General features: G+C 75.7%; 12 protein-coding genes. 2 read left to right on the top strand and 10 right to left on the bottom strand.

The genetic code is table 11. The features are described from left to right. Positions 1–41: 41 nt before the first annotated feature. Positions 42–2462 (top strand): YfhO family protein, encoded by a 2421-nt coding sequence (locus IE321_RS09675; protein ID WP_190222508.1) that lies wholly within the window; start codon positions 42–44, stop codon positions 2460–2462. On the opposite strand, the gene IE321_RS09670 is transcribed toward IE321_RS09675, so the two are convergent. The 7 genes from IE321_RS09670 to IE321_RS09640 form a co-directional block, all read right to left on the bottom strand. Further along, positions 2387–3727, bottom strand: coding sequence for a choice-of-anchor A family protein (locus tag IE321_RS09670; protein WP_190222507.1), 1341 nt, complete (start codon positions 3725–3727; stop codon positions 2387–2389). The genes IE321_RS09675 and IE321_RS09670 overlap by 76 nt on opposite strands. An 83-nt stretch (positions 3728–3810) precedes the next feature. Then, positions 3811–4950: a hypothetical protein gene (locus tag IE321_RS09665; RefSeq protein WP_190222506.1), complete on the bottom strand. Its 1140-nt coding sequence runs from the start codon at positions 4948–4950 to the stop codon at positions 3811–3813. A gap of 210 nt (positions 4951–5160) precedes the next feature. Next, positions 5161–5541, bottom strand: a complete 381-nt coding sequence (locus IE321_RS09660; protein WP_190222505.1) for an LppU/SCO3897 family protein — start codon at positions 5539–5541, stop codon at positions 5161–5163. A gap of 145 nt (positions 5542–5686) precedes the next feature. Beyond that, on the bottom strand, positions 5687–6079 hold the full coding sequence (locus IE321_RS09655; protein ID WP_043229795.1) for a VOC family protein: 393 nt from the start codon (positions 6077–6079) through the stop codon (positions 5687–5689). Between the two features lie 114 nt (positions 6080–6193). Continuing rightward, the gene (locus IE321_RS09650) at positions 6194–7744 is read right to left on the bottom strand and encodes a serine/threonine-protein kinase (protein WP_190222504.1); all 1551 of its coding nucleotides are present in this window, start codon (positions 7742–7744) and stop codon (positions 6194–6196) included. Beyond that, entirely contained in the window at positions 7741–8379 is a 639-nt protein-coding gene (locus tag IE321_RS09645) for a hypothetical protein (protein WP_190222503.1), read from the bottom strand. Before IE321_RS09645 ends, IE321_RS09650 begins: the two co-directional genes overlap by 4 nt. 50 nt (positions 8380–8429) lie before the next feature. Beyond that, positions 8430–10487 carry an N-6 DNA methylase gene (locus tag IE321_RS09640; RefSeq protein ID WP_190222502.1) on the bottom strand — a complete coding sequence of 686 codons (2058 nt, stop codon included), beginning with the start codon at positions 10485–10487 and terminating at the stop codon, positions 8430–8432. Between the two features lie 187 nt (positions 10488–10674). Here IE321_RS09640 and IE321_RS09635 point away from each other — a divergent pair, with 187 nt between their 5' ends. Continuing rightward, entirely contained in the window at positions 10675–11391 is a 717-nt protein-coding gene (locus tag IE321_RS09635; protein ID WP_190222501.1) for an Rv1352/Rv1906c domain-containing protein, read from the top strand. A 59-nt stretch (positions 11392–11450) separates the two neighbouring features. On the opposite strand, the gene IE321_RS09630 is transcribed toward IE321_RS09635, so the two are convergent. The 3 genes from IE321_RS09630 to IE321_RS09620 form a co-directional block, all read right to left on the bottom strand. Continuing rightward, complete coding sequence (locus IE321_RS09630) at positions 11451–12212, bottom strand: N-acetyltransferase (RefSeq protein WP_190222500.1); 762 nt, start codon at positions 12210–12212, stop codon at positions 11451–11453. Between the two features lie 119 nt (positions 12213–12331). Beyond that, positions 12332–13084 carry an HNH endonuclease family protein gene (locus tag IE321_RS09625; protein WP_190222499.1) on the bottom strand — a complete coding sequence of 251 codons (753 nt, stop codon included), beginning with the start codon at positions 13082–13084 and terminating at the stop codon, positions 12332–12334. A gap of 42 nt (positions 13085–13126) precedes the next feature. Further along, positions 13127–13975 (bottom strand): SCO6745 family protein, encoded by an 849-nt coding sequence (locus IE321_RS09620; protein WP_190222498.1) that lies wholly within the window; start codon positions 13973–13975, stop codon positions 13127–13129. Between the last annotated feature and the right edge of the window lie 84 nt (positions 13976–14059).

Below are 14059 nucleotides of genomic sequence, written 5' to 3'. Positions count from 1 at the left end.
CCGCCTCCGGCCCCTCCGGCGCTGCGATATTCGGACCCGCCATGCGAACTGCCCTGCGAACCGCCCCGCGCGCCGAGGCCCCCGGGACCCCCGCCGCCCCGCGCCGCGCCACCACCGCCGCCTCCGCCCTGGCCGGGCTCCTGGCCGTCGCCGCCGTCTGCGCCGGGGACGCGGCGGCCCGGATCTTCCCCTTCGGCCCGCGCCACCGCTCCGTGAACGACCTGGCGAACCAGTTCGTCCCCTTCCACGCCCACCTGTGGGACCTGCTGCGCGGCCGCGCCGACGGCGGCCTCCTGCTGGACTGGCGGGCGGGCTGGGGCACGAGCTTCCTCCCCGACTACGGCACCTACCTGTCGAGCCCGCTGGCCCCCCTGGTGGCCCTGGCCCCGCGCGCCGACATCGAGTACGCCGTGTACGCCCTGACCGTCCTGAAGACGGCCCTGGCGGCCGCCGCGACCGCGTGTCTGCTGCGCCGGCTCTCCACCGCCCCGGCCTGGTGGTGGCCCGCCCTCCTGGGCGCCGGCTACGCCCTGTGCGGCTGGTCGGTGACGGAGGGCGCCTACAACCCGATGTGGCTGGACGGCCTGATCGCCTTCCCGCTGCTCTGCCTGGTCGCGGAGTGGGCCCGCGAGGGCCGCCGCCCGCTCCCGGCCGTCCTGACGGTGGCGGTCTGCTGGGCGGCGAACTTCTACACCGCCTACATGGCGACCCTCGGCGCGGCCCTCTTCCTCCTCGCCCGCCTCGCGACCACCGGCGGCCCGCGCCCCCGGGTCCTGGCGCGGGCCGCCGTCACCACGGCCCTGGGGGTGGGGCTCGCCGCGCCGGTCCTCGCGCCCGTCCTCCTGTCGACGCGGCAGGCGTACCCGGGGGTCGTACGGGACTTCGAGGCGGCGGGCGCGACGGACGTGCTGGCGCGGCTGCTGCCGGGGACGTACGGCTTCGTCACGCCCGCCGCGTTCGTCGCCACGCCGGTGCTGCTGCTGGCTGCCTCGCTCGCCTTCCGGCGGGACGTGCCGGGGCGGGAGCGGTGGGTGTGGACCGGGCTCGTCCTGGGCGTGGGGCTCTCCCTCCAGTGGGGCCCCACGCACCTGGTGTGGCACCTCTTCGCCACGCCGAACGGCAGCCCGTACCGCCAGACCTTCGTCCTCGCCGGGCTGCTGGTGATCGCCGCGCACGCGGGCCTCGTCCACGGCCTGCCCGGCCGCCGGGCGCTCGCGGGCGGCGGCGCGGTGGTCCCCGCCCTCACCGCGGCCGCCGTCCCGCTGCCGCTCGCCACCCGCGCCGCCGTCCTCCTCGGCCTCGCCGGCCGGGCCGCGACGGCGGGCGCCCTGGTCCTCCCCCGCCGGCGCCGCCACGCCGTCCTCGCCGCGCTGCTGGTCACCGGCACGCTCCTCGGCCAGGCCGCCGCGACGACGGCGTACGCGGACCGCGGGCGCCTGGCCCACCTCGACGACTACCCGCCGTACGGCCCGGAGCAGGAGCGCCTGGCGGCGGCCCTCGCGGCGGCCGACGGCTGGCCCGCGTACCGCACCGACTCCGGTCTCCCCCGGGTCGCCGGCAACGATCCGCTGCTCCTCGGCGGCCAGGGCGCCGCCTACTACAGCAGCCACACCCCCGCCGTCCTCACCGAGCTGCTGACCGCCCTCGGCGGCGGCTGGACATCGCGCGGCCGCAACCTCCAGAGCCTCGACAACCCGGTGGTGGACGCCCTGTTCGGCGTCGGCGCCCGTCGGCGGGACGGCGGGGTCGTACGTACGGAGGCGGCCCTGCCGCTGGTGACGGTGCGGCCCCCGGGCCCCGCGCCCGCCTTCGGCCCGTCGCCCTTCCGCAACCAGGAACTCCTCCTGGGCGCCCGGGTGTACGCCGCCCCCACGGCGGGCGCCTGCCCGGTCGGCACCGAGGTCTTCCTCTGGGCCCCCGAGCGCACCGGCGAGGCCCGCCTCGGCGCCGCCCCGCCCGTCCGGCTCCTCGGTGGCGGCCCCAGGCGGCGGGCCGCGATGACCTCCCTGGGCGTCCAGCCCGCCCCCGGCGTCCGTCCCGGCGTCCCGCCCGGCAGGGGCCCGGCCGCGCTCGGCTGTCTGGACCGGGGCCGGCTGCGCGCGGCGGTGGCGGCCCTGCGGCTCCGGGCCGCCGTCACGGTGGAGCCGACCGCTTCGGGCCTCACGGCCCGCTTCCCGGGGCCCGTCACGGGCACGGCGGTCGTCGCCGCCCCCGCGATCCCCGGCTGGACCTGCCAGGGTCGGCGGCCGGAGCCGTATGGCGGCCTGCTGGCCGTCCCGCTCGCCGGTGCCACCACTGTGACCTGTGCCTTCCGCCCTCCGGGCCTCCTGCCCGGCCTGGCGGTCGCGGGCGCCTCGGTGGCGGCCCTCGCGGGCCTGGCGACGGTTCAGCGGCGCCGGGACCGCCGGACCAGCAGCACTCCGCCGACGGCGCAGAGCGCGGCGAGGGCGGCGGCCGTGTAGACGGCGGGGCCGGCACCGCTGTCGGCGAGTTCGTCACCGTCGTCGCCGTAGCCGCCGGGCTCGGTGGTGGAGGGTTCCGGGGCGGGGGTCGTCGGCTCGGTCGTGGACGGCTCGGGGGACGGCTCGGTGGTCGACGGGTCCGGGGACGGCTCGGTCGTCGACGGGTCCGGGGACGGCTCCGTCGTGGAGGGGCTCGGGGAGGGGGTCGGCGAGGTGTCCTCGCAGCTCAGTTCGGCCGCGAAGGGGAAGTAGTGGATCTCGCCGGCGTTGACGTCGGCGGCCCTCGTGGCCTCCAGCGGCCCGGCCGTGAGGGCCTTGACGACGACGTCGCCCTCGATGTTGGAGGGGTCGAGGTCGGTGAGGTGGGCGCGCGGCGCGTAGATCGTCCCCTCGACCGAGTCGCCGGTGGCGAGGGTGATCGCGGTCGCGTCGGCGAAGTTCCACAGGATGTACGGGGCGTCCTCGCCGCTGACGCCCGCCAGGTTCGGGACGTTCCAGGTGAAGACGCCCCCGGTGGCGGTGGTGTCCACGTCGATGACGAGCGGGCCCGACTTCGTCGGCGCGTCGAGGAAGGTCAGTTCGGACAGGTCGTCGAGCTGCCGGCCGGTGAGCCTCAGGACGTTGGTGCGGGTGCCGTCCAGGGTGATGCGGCCGGGGTCCTGGACCTCGACGTTCGCCGCGCAGCCCGTCAGCGCGTCGGCGCGGTCGCGGTAGGTGGCGAAGAGGCCGGTGAAGTCCATGAGGCCGGGGTGGGGGCCGACGGAGAGCGCGGGCTGCTCGACGCCGAGTTCGACGCGCGGGGTGGAGTCGTGGCCGGTGCCGGTGGCGACGACCCGGGTCTTGACCGTGGCCTGGTTCGCGTCCTGGGTGACGACGTCGCTGCCGGTGAGGTCGCCGATCTTCAGGTAGCCGTTCTGGAGGACCTTGAGGACGCCGACGGGGCTGCTGCCCGCGTAGTCGATCCGGCCGCCCACCAGCAGCGAGGTCGGGCGGGGGTCGTCGCCGACGGTGAACGTGCCCGGGTGGTTGAGCGCCACGTTGTACCCCGCGCCGTACGCGAGGTCGCCGCCGAGGGCGACGGGCCCCTCGGACTCGGTCGACCCGAGGAGCGCGTCGGTCTCGACGACGACGCCGAAGCCGTTGCCGCCGGCGACGGGGTTGCCGATGTCGACGGTCGCGGCGACGGCGGGGCGGGCGCCGGTGGCCAGCGTGGCGGCGACGGTGCAGGCGGCGATCCCGAGCAGTGGGTACGGCTTCTTCGTCATACGAGCAGATTGCGCCGGGCCCGCCACCGCCCTCCCCTGACACGCCCGGCCCCGCCGTCGAATGCAGTAGCGGGGCCGCGCCCTCAGGGGGACCCGGCGCTCGGGACGCGGAAGTCCTGGACCGGCGGGACGTCCCAGCGGGTGGTGTCGGGGTGGCGGCCGGTCGCGTGGGCGACGACGAGGGGGGTGACGGCGACGGCCACGGCGGCCAGCCCGCCCAGGGCGGCGCTCGCCGCGCCGGAGACCAGGTCCAGGAGGAGCGGCGTCAGGGCCGCCAGGGCGATGCCCAGGCCCGCGAACAGACGGCCGTGCACGGGCGCGTGGAAGGCGGGTCGGGGCCGGAGCGGGCGGGCCGCCAGGCCGGGGACGGTCGCCAGCCGGTTCGCCGGGTCGGTGAGGTAGCGGTCGCTCCAGCTGATCGCGGAGTAGCCCCAGATCATGGCGCCCGTCTCGGAGACGACGACCACGGGGTAGGCGAGGGGGCCGCCCCGGCGGGCGACCGCGAGGACCGCCTCCCAGCGGTCCGGCCACATGACCCAGACGGGTCCGCCCCTGAACTCGGCGGTGAAGCGGGAGAACTGGCCGACCGGGCTCGGGCCGAGGATGCCCGGACGCAGGAGCTGGACGCCGTAGTAGTCGCCGCGCGCGTCACGGAGCTTCAGCATCTGCGTGACGTCCGGCCGGGGGTCGACGAGCCTGCGGTTCTCCTCGTCGATGATCCGCACCCACTGGCCGTCCTCCAGCTCGAAGCGGACGGCGGGGACCCGGCCCGCCTTCGCGTCCCGGGCGAGCAGCCGGTGGCGCTCGGACAGCCGGCGGACCAGCAGCGTCCCCAGCACCGGCAGGACGGCCAGGCCCCAGAAGAACAGCGGCAGGCACCCGAGGACCAGGGTCACCTCGTGCACCTCGCCGAGGGCGGCGAACCGGAACGCCGCGAAGGGCGCGAGGGCCACGAGCAGCGTGCCGGCGACCGTGTACCAGTCCACCGGGTTCCGGGGCAGGACGGACGGCAGGCCCCGCCACGGCAAGGGGCCGCGGACGGGAGCGGGCTCCCGCCGGGTCGCCCACGCCCACGCCCCGGCGCACGCCGCGCCGGCGAGGAGCGCCGCCAGGACGTCCCGGCGGGGCCCGTCGGCCCGGTCGTGCGCCAGGAGGAGGACGAGGGCGACGGTGGCGCAGCCGAAGGCGGCTGCGCGCAGGGCGTCGGTGGCGGTACGGCTCACGAGGCGGACTCCCGTTCTGGTCCCGCGGGACGGGGACGGCGAACGGAACCGTATGCCCGTGCGCCGCTGCCAAGACCCCTTCGAGCACCGGAAGGTTGTACGGATCCGCCGGGTGCGGGTCGTACGGCTCCCCCGGGTCACGCGCGCGGAAACGGCGAACGGCCGGGAGCTCGCGCTCCCGGCCGTTCGCCGCACCCGGTGGGACGGGGGCTACTTCTTGACCTCGGACAGGCACAGGACGAACTTGTCCGAGTCGAGCTGCTGCGCCAGCGCGGAGAGCTCCGCGCCGCACTTCTCCAGGTCGAAGGTGTCCTCGAAGACCTTCTCGACCTTGTACAGGTCGGCCTTGCCGGAGGAGCAGTCCGCCGTGTCGACCTTCGGGTCGTTCTCCGCGCCGGTCACGACCACGCACTCGCCGACCTTGGCGTGCACCGGCGCGTCGCCGGTGAGGTACGGAAGGCCGAGCTTCAGGGCCACGGCGACGACGATCGCCACGACGATGCCGCCGATCTTCTTCAGGGCCTTCTTGCTCTTGGGGGCTTCGGGCGAGGAAGCGGGCTGGGGCACGGAGGGGGTGGGCGGCGTCGTCATGAAGGGTCCTTGATTGGCGTGGACGTGATCAGACGCGAACATTACAACCCGCAAATCGGACAATCGTGATGACGGGGTTTCCCTTTCCCCTCACGTTGTGGAGTCGTGATGCTGACGGGGTGTCCGCCCGGCCGCCGGCCCGGGATCAGGGGCGCGCGTACGGGACCGTCATGATCTCCATGTTGTGGCCGTCCGGGTCGGCGAAGTACGCGCCGCGGCCGCCGAAGAGGGTGTTCACCTGACGCGGCTGCCGGTGGGCCGGGTCCGCGTAATAGGTGACCCCGGCCGCCTCCAGGCGGTCGATCATCGCGTCGAAGTCCTGGTCCTCGACGAGGAACGCGTAGTGCTGGTCCTGGATGGGCCCTTCGGGCGCCTGGTAGAAGTCGAGCGTCACGCCGTTGGCGAGGTCGACGGGGAGGAAGGGGCCGAAGGGGGCGCCCACGCGGAGGCCGAGGATCCCGGCGAGGAAGTGGGCGGAGGCGGCGCGGTCGGAGGAGTAGACGACGGTGTGGTTGAGCTGGACGGAAGGAAGGGTCACGCCTCCGACCGTACGGGACCGTTCACGCCGCCGACCATCGCATTCCGGCCAAAACGATCAAGTGGGGCGGCCGGTGTTCCCGGCCGGCCCACCCGTCCGGGACCGCGGGGAGCGTCAGCCCCTGCGGCCGAGTTGGCGCTGGTGCTCCAGCGCCCGGCGCAGTTCGTCGGCCAGCGGGTGGTACGGGCCGTAGAGGCGCTCGGCGTCGAGCAGGAGCCGGCTCAGCTCGGCCCGGCCCTCCGCGTGCTGCCCCGTCGCGACGAGCAGCAGGGCGGCGCGGCGCCGGATGTCGAAGGCCCGGCCGGGGTCCTGCGCGGGTCCCCGCTCGAAGGCGGGGAGGACCGCGCGGAAGGCGGCGAGGGCCTCGGCGGTCTCGCCGAGCTGTTCCAGGCAGAGCGCGATGTCGTGGCCGAACTGGACGTTGCCCGGGTCGTCGGCGGCGAGCCGGCGCAGCTCCGGCAGGGCGCGCCGGTACTGCCCGTCGTCCATCAGCGTGGACGCGTACTGCTTGCGCAGGATGCGGACCACCGGCGAGCCCTCGCCGTGCTCGGCGGCGGCGGCCGGGAGGATCCCGCCGAGCACGTCGACGGCCTGGGTGAGCGCGCCCTCGCCGAGGAGCCGCTTCACCTGCTCGACGGCTCCGGCCACGTCCGCGCCCCGCGGCGGCTGCCCGGGGAGCGGCGGCGCGGGCGGCGCGGCGGGCTGGGCGGGGACGGCGACCCGGGGGTCGGCGGCGGGCGGGGGAGCCGGGCGGGGCGCGGCCGGCCAGGGCGCGTGCGGGCGCAGGAACGGGCGGGTGGGGTCGAGGGGGCCGGACGGGGCGCCGCGCGCGGGGAGCAGCGGCAGCAGCGCCTCGTACACCTCGTGCGCTCCGGAGGGACGGGCGGCGGGGTCCTTGGCGAGGAGGCGCAGGACGAGGGCCTCCAGGGTCTCGGGGACCTCGGGGCGGACCTGGCGGAGCGGGAGGGGCGGCTCGTAGAGGTGGCGGTGGAGGACGCCGAGGGCGGTGGAGCCGGCGAACGGCACGTTCCCCGAGAGGAGTTCGTGGAGCAGGACGCCGAGGGCGTAGAGGTCGGTCTGCGGGCCGACGGCGCCGCCCATCGCCTGCTCGGGCGCCATGTAGGCGGGGCTGCCGATGGGTTCGCCGGTGTGGGTGAGGCGGGTGGTGTCGGAGTCGAGGACGGCGGCGATGCCGAGGTCGAGGACGGTGACGGTGCCGTCGGGGCGGATCATCACGTTCCGCGGTTTGAGGTCGCGGTGGACGATCGGCACCGCGTGGACGGCGGCGAGCACCGCGCACAGCTGGGCGGCGACGCAGACCGCCCACTCCCAGGGGTACGGGTCGTGTTCGGCGAGGTGGTCGGCGAGGTCGGCGCCGTCGAGGTACTGCATGACCAGGTAGAGGTCGTCGCCGTCGCTGCCGGCGTCGTGGACGGTGACGAGGCCGGGGTGGTCGACGTGGGCGGTGACCCGGCACTCGCGGACGAAGCGGCGGCGCAGTTCGTCGGCGGCGGTGGCGGGGCCGGTGAGGGCGGTCGGGCTGAGGAGCTTCACGGCGACCCTGCGGTCGAGGCGGGTGTCGTAGGCGGTCCACACCTGGCCCATGCCGCCCTGGCCGATGACGGTGGCGATCTCGTAGCGCCCTCCGACGACCCGTCCGTTCACTTCTCGCCGTCCTTGCGGAGCAGGTCGCTGAGTTCGTCCAGCTCGGCGCGGACCTGGTCGATGCGGGGGGAGTGGGCGGGGGCGGCCGGGCCCGGTGCCGGGGTCGGCGCCTGGGTCGGGTGGGGCGTGGGGGTCGGGTGGGGCGTCGGGGTCGCGTACGGGTTGGGCGTCTGGCCCTGCGGGGGGTAGCCGCCGGGGAGGGTGACGGCCGTGGCCGGGTTCACCGGCGGGTAGCCGTACGCGGGCGCGTGCGGGTGCGGGGGGAGCGACGGGTACGGCCCCGGTGCCGCCGGCGCGGACGCCCGGTGGTGCTTGATGTCGGCCGCCAGGTAGTGCGCGGTCACGGCGGTGGCCATGGCGATGACCAGGCCGGCGCCGACGTTGATCTGCCAGGAGTTCTGGTCCTCCTCCTGGAGCAGCACGAAGCAGCCGATGGTGGCGGCCAGCTGGAGCCAGAAGAGGGCCCAGTCGAGGATCGTGCGGCGCATGATCGCGAGCCGGAGCATCGCCACCCAGGCGAGCAGCCCGAGGGAGAGCACCACGGCGGCCGTCACGAGCACGCGGACGGCGACGGTCCCGGCGGACGGACCGCCACCGGGTCTCGGCGCGGGAGCGGCAGGCATCTGTCCGTACATGCGAATTCCCCCCAGGGACGGCTGTTCAGGCTACGAGATTAGCCCCGTCCTCAGCCCGGTTGAACGCTTCCGTCCGCGAGGCCGTCGTAGAGGCCCTGGAGCAGTTGTTCGCCCAGGCGGGCGGTGAGCCGGAGGGCCTCCTCGAACTCGGCGAGGGTGCGGTAGCGCTCGCCGTGCCGGCGCTGGTCGGCGAGCGGCAGCCGGGGCAGCTGGAGGCGGCGGACGTCGAGCCGGGTGGCGGTGGAGGCGAAGCTGCTGGCCTGCCGGTTGTTGGCGGTGCCGCGCAGGAAGCCGGCGAGGAACCAGGGGTCGAGGGCGTCGGGGTCGGGGCGCAGCAGCTGGAGGCCGCGGCCGAGGGCCGCGCCCGCGGTGGCGGCGTCGACGACGCGGGCGGAGGGGCCGCCGCCGAGGACGGGCACGATCACGTCGCCCTCGCGGACCAGGACCGGCTCCTCGGCCTGGCCCTGGGGCGCCTCGGGGAGGGTCCCGGAGGGGGCGGCGCCGGTGAGCACGTCGTGCTCGGTGAGGACGGGGACCTCGCCGCCGGCGGGGGCGGTGCCGGCGCCGCCGGTGCGGAGCTGGAGGGCGCCGGTGCGGGCCAGCTCGCCGACGGTGGTGAGGGGGCGGGGCGCGGGGCGGGCGGGCTCGGGGTCCGGGGCGAGGGTGAGGGTGCGGCGCAGGGTGGCGTCCAGGCGCTCGCGGACGGCGGCGAGTTCGGCGGCGGAGCCGCCCGCGTCGGGCGCGGTGAGGTAGCGGGCGGGGGCGAGGTCGACCTCGTCGTCGAGGAGTTCGATGACGGGGACCGCGCGGGCCAGGGTGTCGTCGCCGGAGCGGCCGGCCCAGGCGTCGAGCACCGCGTTCTGCAGGGTGGTCCAGGGGAGCTTGTCGCGGCCGGCGTCGGGCACGAGCCCTGCGGTGTCGACGAAGAGGGCCTCGGCCGGGGGGCGGCGGTCGGCGGCGGGGCGGGCCAGGACCCAGAGGTGGAGCGGGATGCCGTACGGCGGCGCGGCGCCGGCCGGGAGGGCGATGACGGCCCGCAGGGCGCCGCGGCGCAGGAGGTCGGCGCGGATGCGGCGGCCGGAGCGGCGGGAGGCGACGGCGGGGGGCATGAGGAGGACGGCGGTGCCGCCGTCGCGGAGCCGGGCCAGGGCGTGCTGGACCCAGGCCAGCTCGGACTCGGTGCGGGCGGGGAAGCCGTACTCCCAGCGGGAGTCGTAGGCCAGCTCGTCGTGGCCCCAGGCGCGCTCGTTGAACGGCGGGTGGGTGAGGACCGTGTCGGCGCGCAGCTCGGGGAAGGCGTCGGCGCGGAGGGTGTCGCCCGCGGCGGAGCGGATGTCCGCGTCGCCGTGGAGGGCGAGGCGGAGCGCGGAGAGGGCGGCCAGCTCGGGGTCGGCGTCCTGGACGGCGAGGGTGCCGGGGTGGGCGGCGGCGCGCAGGAGGCCGCCGGTGCCGGAGGCCGGGTCGAGGAGGACGGTCGCGGGCGGGTCCCCGGCGCTCGCGGTCGCGGCCGCGGCGAGGGCGGCCATGAGTTCGGCGAGCGGCGGCGGGGTGAGCGTGTACTGGCGGGGGTTCGCGTCCAGGTGGCGGCCGAGCAGGAACTCGAACGCCTGGCGGGGGCCGCCCAGTTCGGCCGCGAGCTCGACGGCGGCGCGGAGCAGCGGGGCGGCGGGGGCGAGCTGGCCGGCGGTGGGGGTGGACACGGCCCTGGGGACGCCGAAGCGGACGGTCAGGACCTCTTCCAGGGCGCCGGGCAGGGCGTCGGTGAAGCGGGGGTCGGGGAGGGCCGCGAGCGCGGCGAGGCCGGGGGGCCGCTCGCGCAGGAGCAGCAGGACGGCTCCGGTGTGGACGAGGCCGGTGAGGGTGCCGGCGGGGTGGCCGGCGAGCTGCTGCCAGACGCGCTCGCGGAGCGGGACCTCGGCGAGCTTGCCCTGCGCGCGGAGCCACCGCTCGACCTCGGGGAGGGCGAAGGAGGGACTGGTCTCGGTGCCGCCCACGGGCTTGGGGAAGTCCGCGTGGCGGCGGCGCCAGTTGCTGACGGCGGCCCTGCCGACGCCGGCGAGCCGGGCGATTCCGGCGGCGGTGACCTCTGTGGCGCTGTCCTCGGGCACCTGGACCCTCCGTCCTCCCGCTCGTACGACCTGTGCACGACGAGCATACCGACCGAAGGGGTTCACGGCGTGATCCGAGTCGAACCTCGTGAACGTGGTTGACTCGGTTCACAGAAGCTGCTGTGATTACGACATCGAAACGCGGAGTCCACAGGAATCCCTCGACACCCGAAAGGTGTTCACAGCCATGTCTCAGACGCAGCGCAGCTGGTTCGCCCGCCACAAGGTCCTCACCGCCGCCGGCGCGGTCGTGGTCGTCGTCGCCATCGGCGCGGCGATGGGCGGGGGCGGGGACGAGGGCACCACCCCCGAGGCGAAGTCCTCGGCCCCGGCGACCTCGGGCGGGAAGGGGTCGGACGCCGACTCCAAGGCCCCGGAGTCCAAGGCCCCGGAGGAGAAGAAGGCCGTCACGATCGACGGGGACGGCGACTTCGAGGTCGGCTCCGACCTCAAGCCGGGCCTCTACCGCACGACGGGCAACGAGGACGCCATGTGCTACTGGGAGCGTTCGAAGGACGCGACCGGCGAGCTCGACTCGATCCTCGCGAACGACAACGTGACGGGCACGGCCTACGTAGAGATCAAGAAGAGCGACAAGTTCTTCAAGTCCACCGGCTGCGAGACGTGGGAGGCCGTGGACGCCAAGGCCGCCGGCACCCCGAAGGACACGCTCAAGGGCGACGGCGGCATGTTCAAGGTCGGCGTCGACGTGGCGCCGGGCACCTACAAGTCGACGGGCAACAAGGACGCGGGCTGCTACTGGGAGCGCTCGAAGGACGCGGGCCACGGCATGGACGCGATCCTCGCGAACGACAACGTGACGGGCACCGCGATCGTCAAGATCACCGCCAAGGACGGCTACTTCAAGTCGGTCGGCTGCGGCGACTGGACCAAGACGTCCTGACGCCGCCGCGGCACCCGACGCGGCACGGGCTCCGGCCCGGCCGCGGGGTCAGCCGGGGGTCAGCCGGCCGAGACGGTGTGGCGGACCCACACGTTGGGCTCGACGTAGACCGCGTAGCCGCGCGCGGCCTCGCAGTGGACGGGCACGAGCGCGCCCGGGACCTCGACCGGTCCGTCCGTGTCGAAGGCGAGACCCGTCCACGCCCGCCACTGCTCCAGGGAGCCGGAGACGGTCATCGACGCGGGTGCGACCGCCTCGATCCGACCGCCCGCGCGGACGTGCACCCGCAGCCACGGGTCGTGCGGCAGCCCGTCGGACTCCCGGACGCGGAAGGCGTACTCGTGGATGGAGGCGCCGGCCTCCAGGTGCTTGCCGTTGGGCCGGACCGGCGCGACGAGTGCGCCGAAGCCGAGCCGGCGCGCGTTCTCCCGCATCGCGGCGAGCATCCGGTGCGAGATCCCGCGCCCGAGGGCGCCGGTGTCCACGGTGATCTCGATGGCGCTGACCGTGTCGGGCGTCCTGCCGTGCCGCCGGTCCGAGAACGCCCACAGCAGCACCTCGTCCCAGCCCCGGTCGGGCAGCGTCCGCCGGCCGTCCGCGTCGAGCCGGAAGGGCACGCTGAAGCCGCGGGCGACGACCGCGCCGGAGGGGTCGGTGGCCACGAGCACGTACTCGGGGAAGTCCCGCACGATCCGGCCCATGTGCGACCAGCCGATCGGGTCGTACATCATGAACTCGGGCCAGAGGTCCTTCATGGACCACATCGGCCCTTCGAGCTCGGGCCGCTCGGCGAGCGTGGTGATCGTCAGTTCCTGGTCCATGCGCGCAGGTTAGAAGCCTTTCGATCACCGACCAACCGATTATCGGACCACGCTCCCCGGTCTCGATCCCGGTTCTCGCCCCCGCCGAGCCACCCCGCCCCGCCCCCGACCCCGGCCTCTCAGCCGCCGCACTGCCCCAGCATCGCCGTGCGGTCCGGGGCGGTCACCGGCAGCTCGTACTTCTCCGCCACCTGCGCGAAGCGGACCGCGTAGGCGCAGCGGATCCCCTTGGCCGGCGGCAGCCAGGAGGCCGGACCGGAGTCGCCCTTGGCGGAGTTGGCCCGGCCCTGGACCGGGAGCAGGTTCAGCGGATCGTTGGCGAGCCGCTTCCGCTTCGCGTCGGACCAGCGGGAGGCGCCCATCTGCCAGGCGTACGAGAGCGGCACGACGTGGTCGATCTGGACCTCGGCGGCCTTCTGCTTGCGCCAGTCGATGGTGGTGCCGGTGTAGGGGTCGTCCAGGGTCATCGCCACCACCACGCAGTCCGAGCCGTCCCGGAAGCGGAGTTCCCGGCCGTCGCGGCGGAGCAGGTCGTTGCGGGTGTCGCAGCCGTTGCGGGCGAAGGGCACGCCGTCGGCCTTGTCGAGCCAGGCGTGCCCGAAGGCGTCGCGCTCGTACCCGGTGCGCGGGCCGCGGCCCTTGGTGGCGAGCCCGTCGATGAGGGTGCGGGCCCGCGCCCGCTCGCCCTCCGCCGTCACCGGCGCGAGTCCCGGCTCGGTGCCGTCCGGGTTCCGGAAGGGGCTCGCGGCCCGGGCGCCGGGCGCGGAACCGCCGGACGACTCCTGGCCGCCGTCGACGGGGAGCGTGCACCCGGAGAGGACGACGAGCCCGCAGAGCGCGGCGGCGGGGAGGAACCTTCGACGTGTCAGCACTCGGGAATCCTAGGCGGGAACGCGCCGATTGCGATCATTTCATCAGATCTTGCCGATCCCGAGCGTGTTGTCGGCGGGCAGCAGTCCCGAGCCGATCGCGGCGAGCCAGGGCCCGCCGAGCAGCTCCGCGAGCCGCCCGGTGGCGTCCGGACCGAGTGCCACCCAGGGCGCCGCGGCCAGCTCGTCCGTGCGCCGCTCCACCGCGGCCCGCAGCTCCCGCCCGGCCGGCGTCGCGCCCCCGTCGGCGTCCACGAGACCCCGGCCGGCCAGCCGCTCCCGCGCGGCCGCCCACTCCTCGGCGCTCCACCCCCGGCTCGCGAAGACGGCCTCGGGCGCGGCCCCGACGGCGGCGAAGGACACCAGCGCCTCGACGGGGTCGAGCCCGGCGCCCAGCAGCGCCGCGAGGTGGCCGTCGCCCCGGTGCTCGCGCAGCAGGGTCGCGGCCTGCCAGAGCACGAGGTGCGGTTCGCCGGCCCAGGGCAGCTCGGCGTGGGCGGCGGCGAGCGGCCGCCCGGCCGGGTCGGCGGCCTCGGCGGCCCGGCGGGCGCGGCCGGCGGCCTCCTCGACCCCGGTCACGTCGAACAGCGCGCGGTACGTCCGGTCCACCGCCCGCAGTCGCGCGGCCACCACCTCCGCGGGCGCGGCCGTGCCCCAGGCGCCGGGCACGTACCGCGCGACCATGGCCGGGCTGAAGCTGTAGAACGCGGACGCGACCCTCCCCGCCCCCACGGCCCCGAGCGGCGCGGCCCGCCAGGCGAAGTAGGAGGGCCACCGCTCCCGGGTGTCGTAGCCGAGCGCGGCGGCCTCCTCGAACGCCTCGGGGGCGTAGTAGTGCAGGGCGTGCAGCGGTTCGAGCAGGTGCCACATCTGTCGTACGCGAGCGGTGTCCATGGGGAACCTCCGGAGCGGCGGACGCGAATCTAGCCACTGACAAGACTGCGCCCGGGAGGACAACTTGTCAATGACTAGATGAGG

Source organism: Streptomyces hydrogenans (assembly GCF_014656075.1).
GTDB lineage: Bacteria > Actinomycetota > Actinomycetes > Streptomycetales > Streptomycetaceae > Streptomyces > Streptomyces hydrogenans.
The sequence above is the reverse complement of the archived record's forward strand: the minus strand, read 5'-3'. Positions and strand labels throughout refer to the sequence as shown.

Bases quoted from the DNA above. Each gene is read 5' to 3' on its own strand.
- IE321_RS09675 (WP_190222508.1), top strand. From the start codon at position 42: ATGCGAACTGCCCTGCGAACCGCCCCGCGCGCCGAGGCCCCCGGGACC.
- IE321_RS09670 (WP_190222507.1), bottom strand. From the start codon at position 3,727: ATGACGAAGAAGCCGTACCCACTGCTCGGGATCGCCGCCTGCACCGTC.
- IE321_RS09660 (WP_190222505.1), bottom strand. From the start codon at position 5,541: ATGACGACGCCGCCCACCCCCTCCGTGCCCCAGCCCGCTTCCTCGCCC.
- IE321_RS09645 (WP_190222503.1), bottom strand. From the start codon at position 8,379: ATGTACGGACAGATGCCTGCCGCTCCCGCGCCGAGACCCGGTGGCGGT.
- IE321_RS09635 (WP_190222501.1), top strand. From the start codon at position 10,675: ATGTCTCAGACGCAGCGCAGCTGGTTCGCCCGCCACAAGGTCCTCACC.
- IE321_RS09630 (WP_190222500.1), bottom strand. From the start codon at position 12,212: ATGGACCAGGAACTGACGATCACCACGCTCGCCGAGCGGCCCGAGCTC.
- IE321_RS09620 (WP_190222498.1), bottom strand. From the start codon at position 13,975: ATGGACACCGCTCGCGTACGACAGATGTGGCACCTGCTCGAACCGCTG.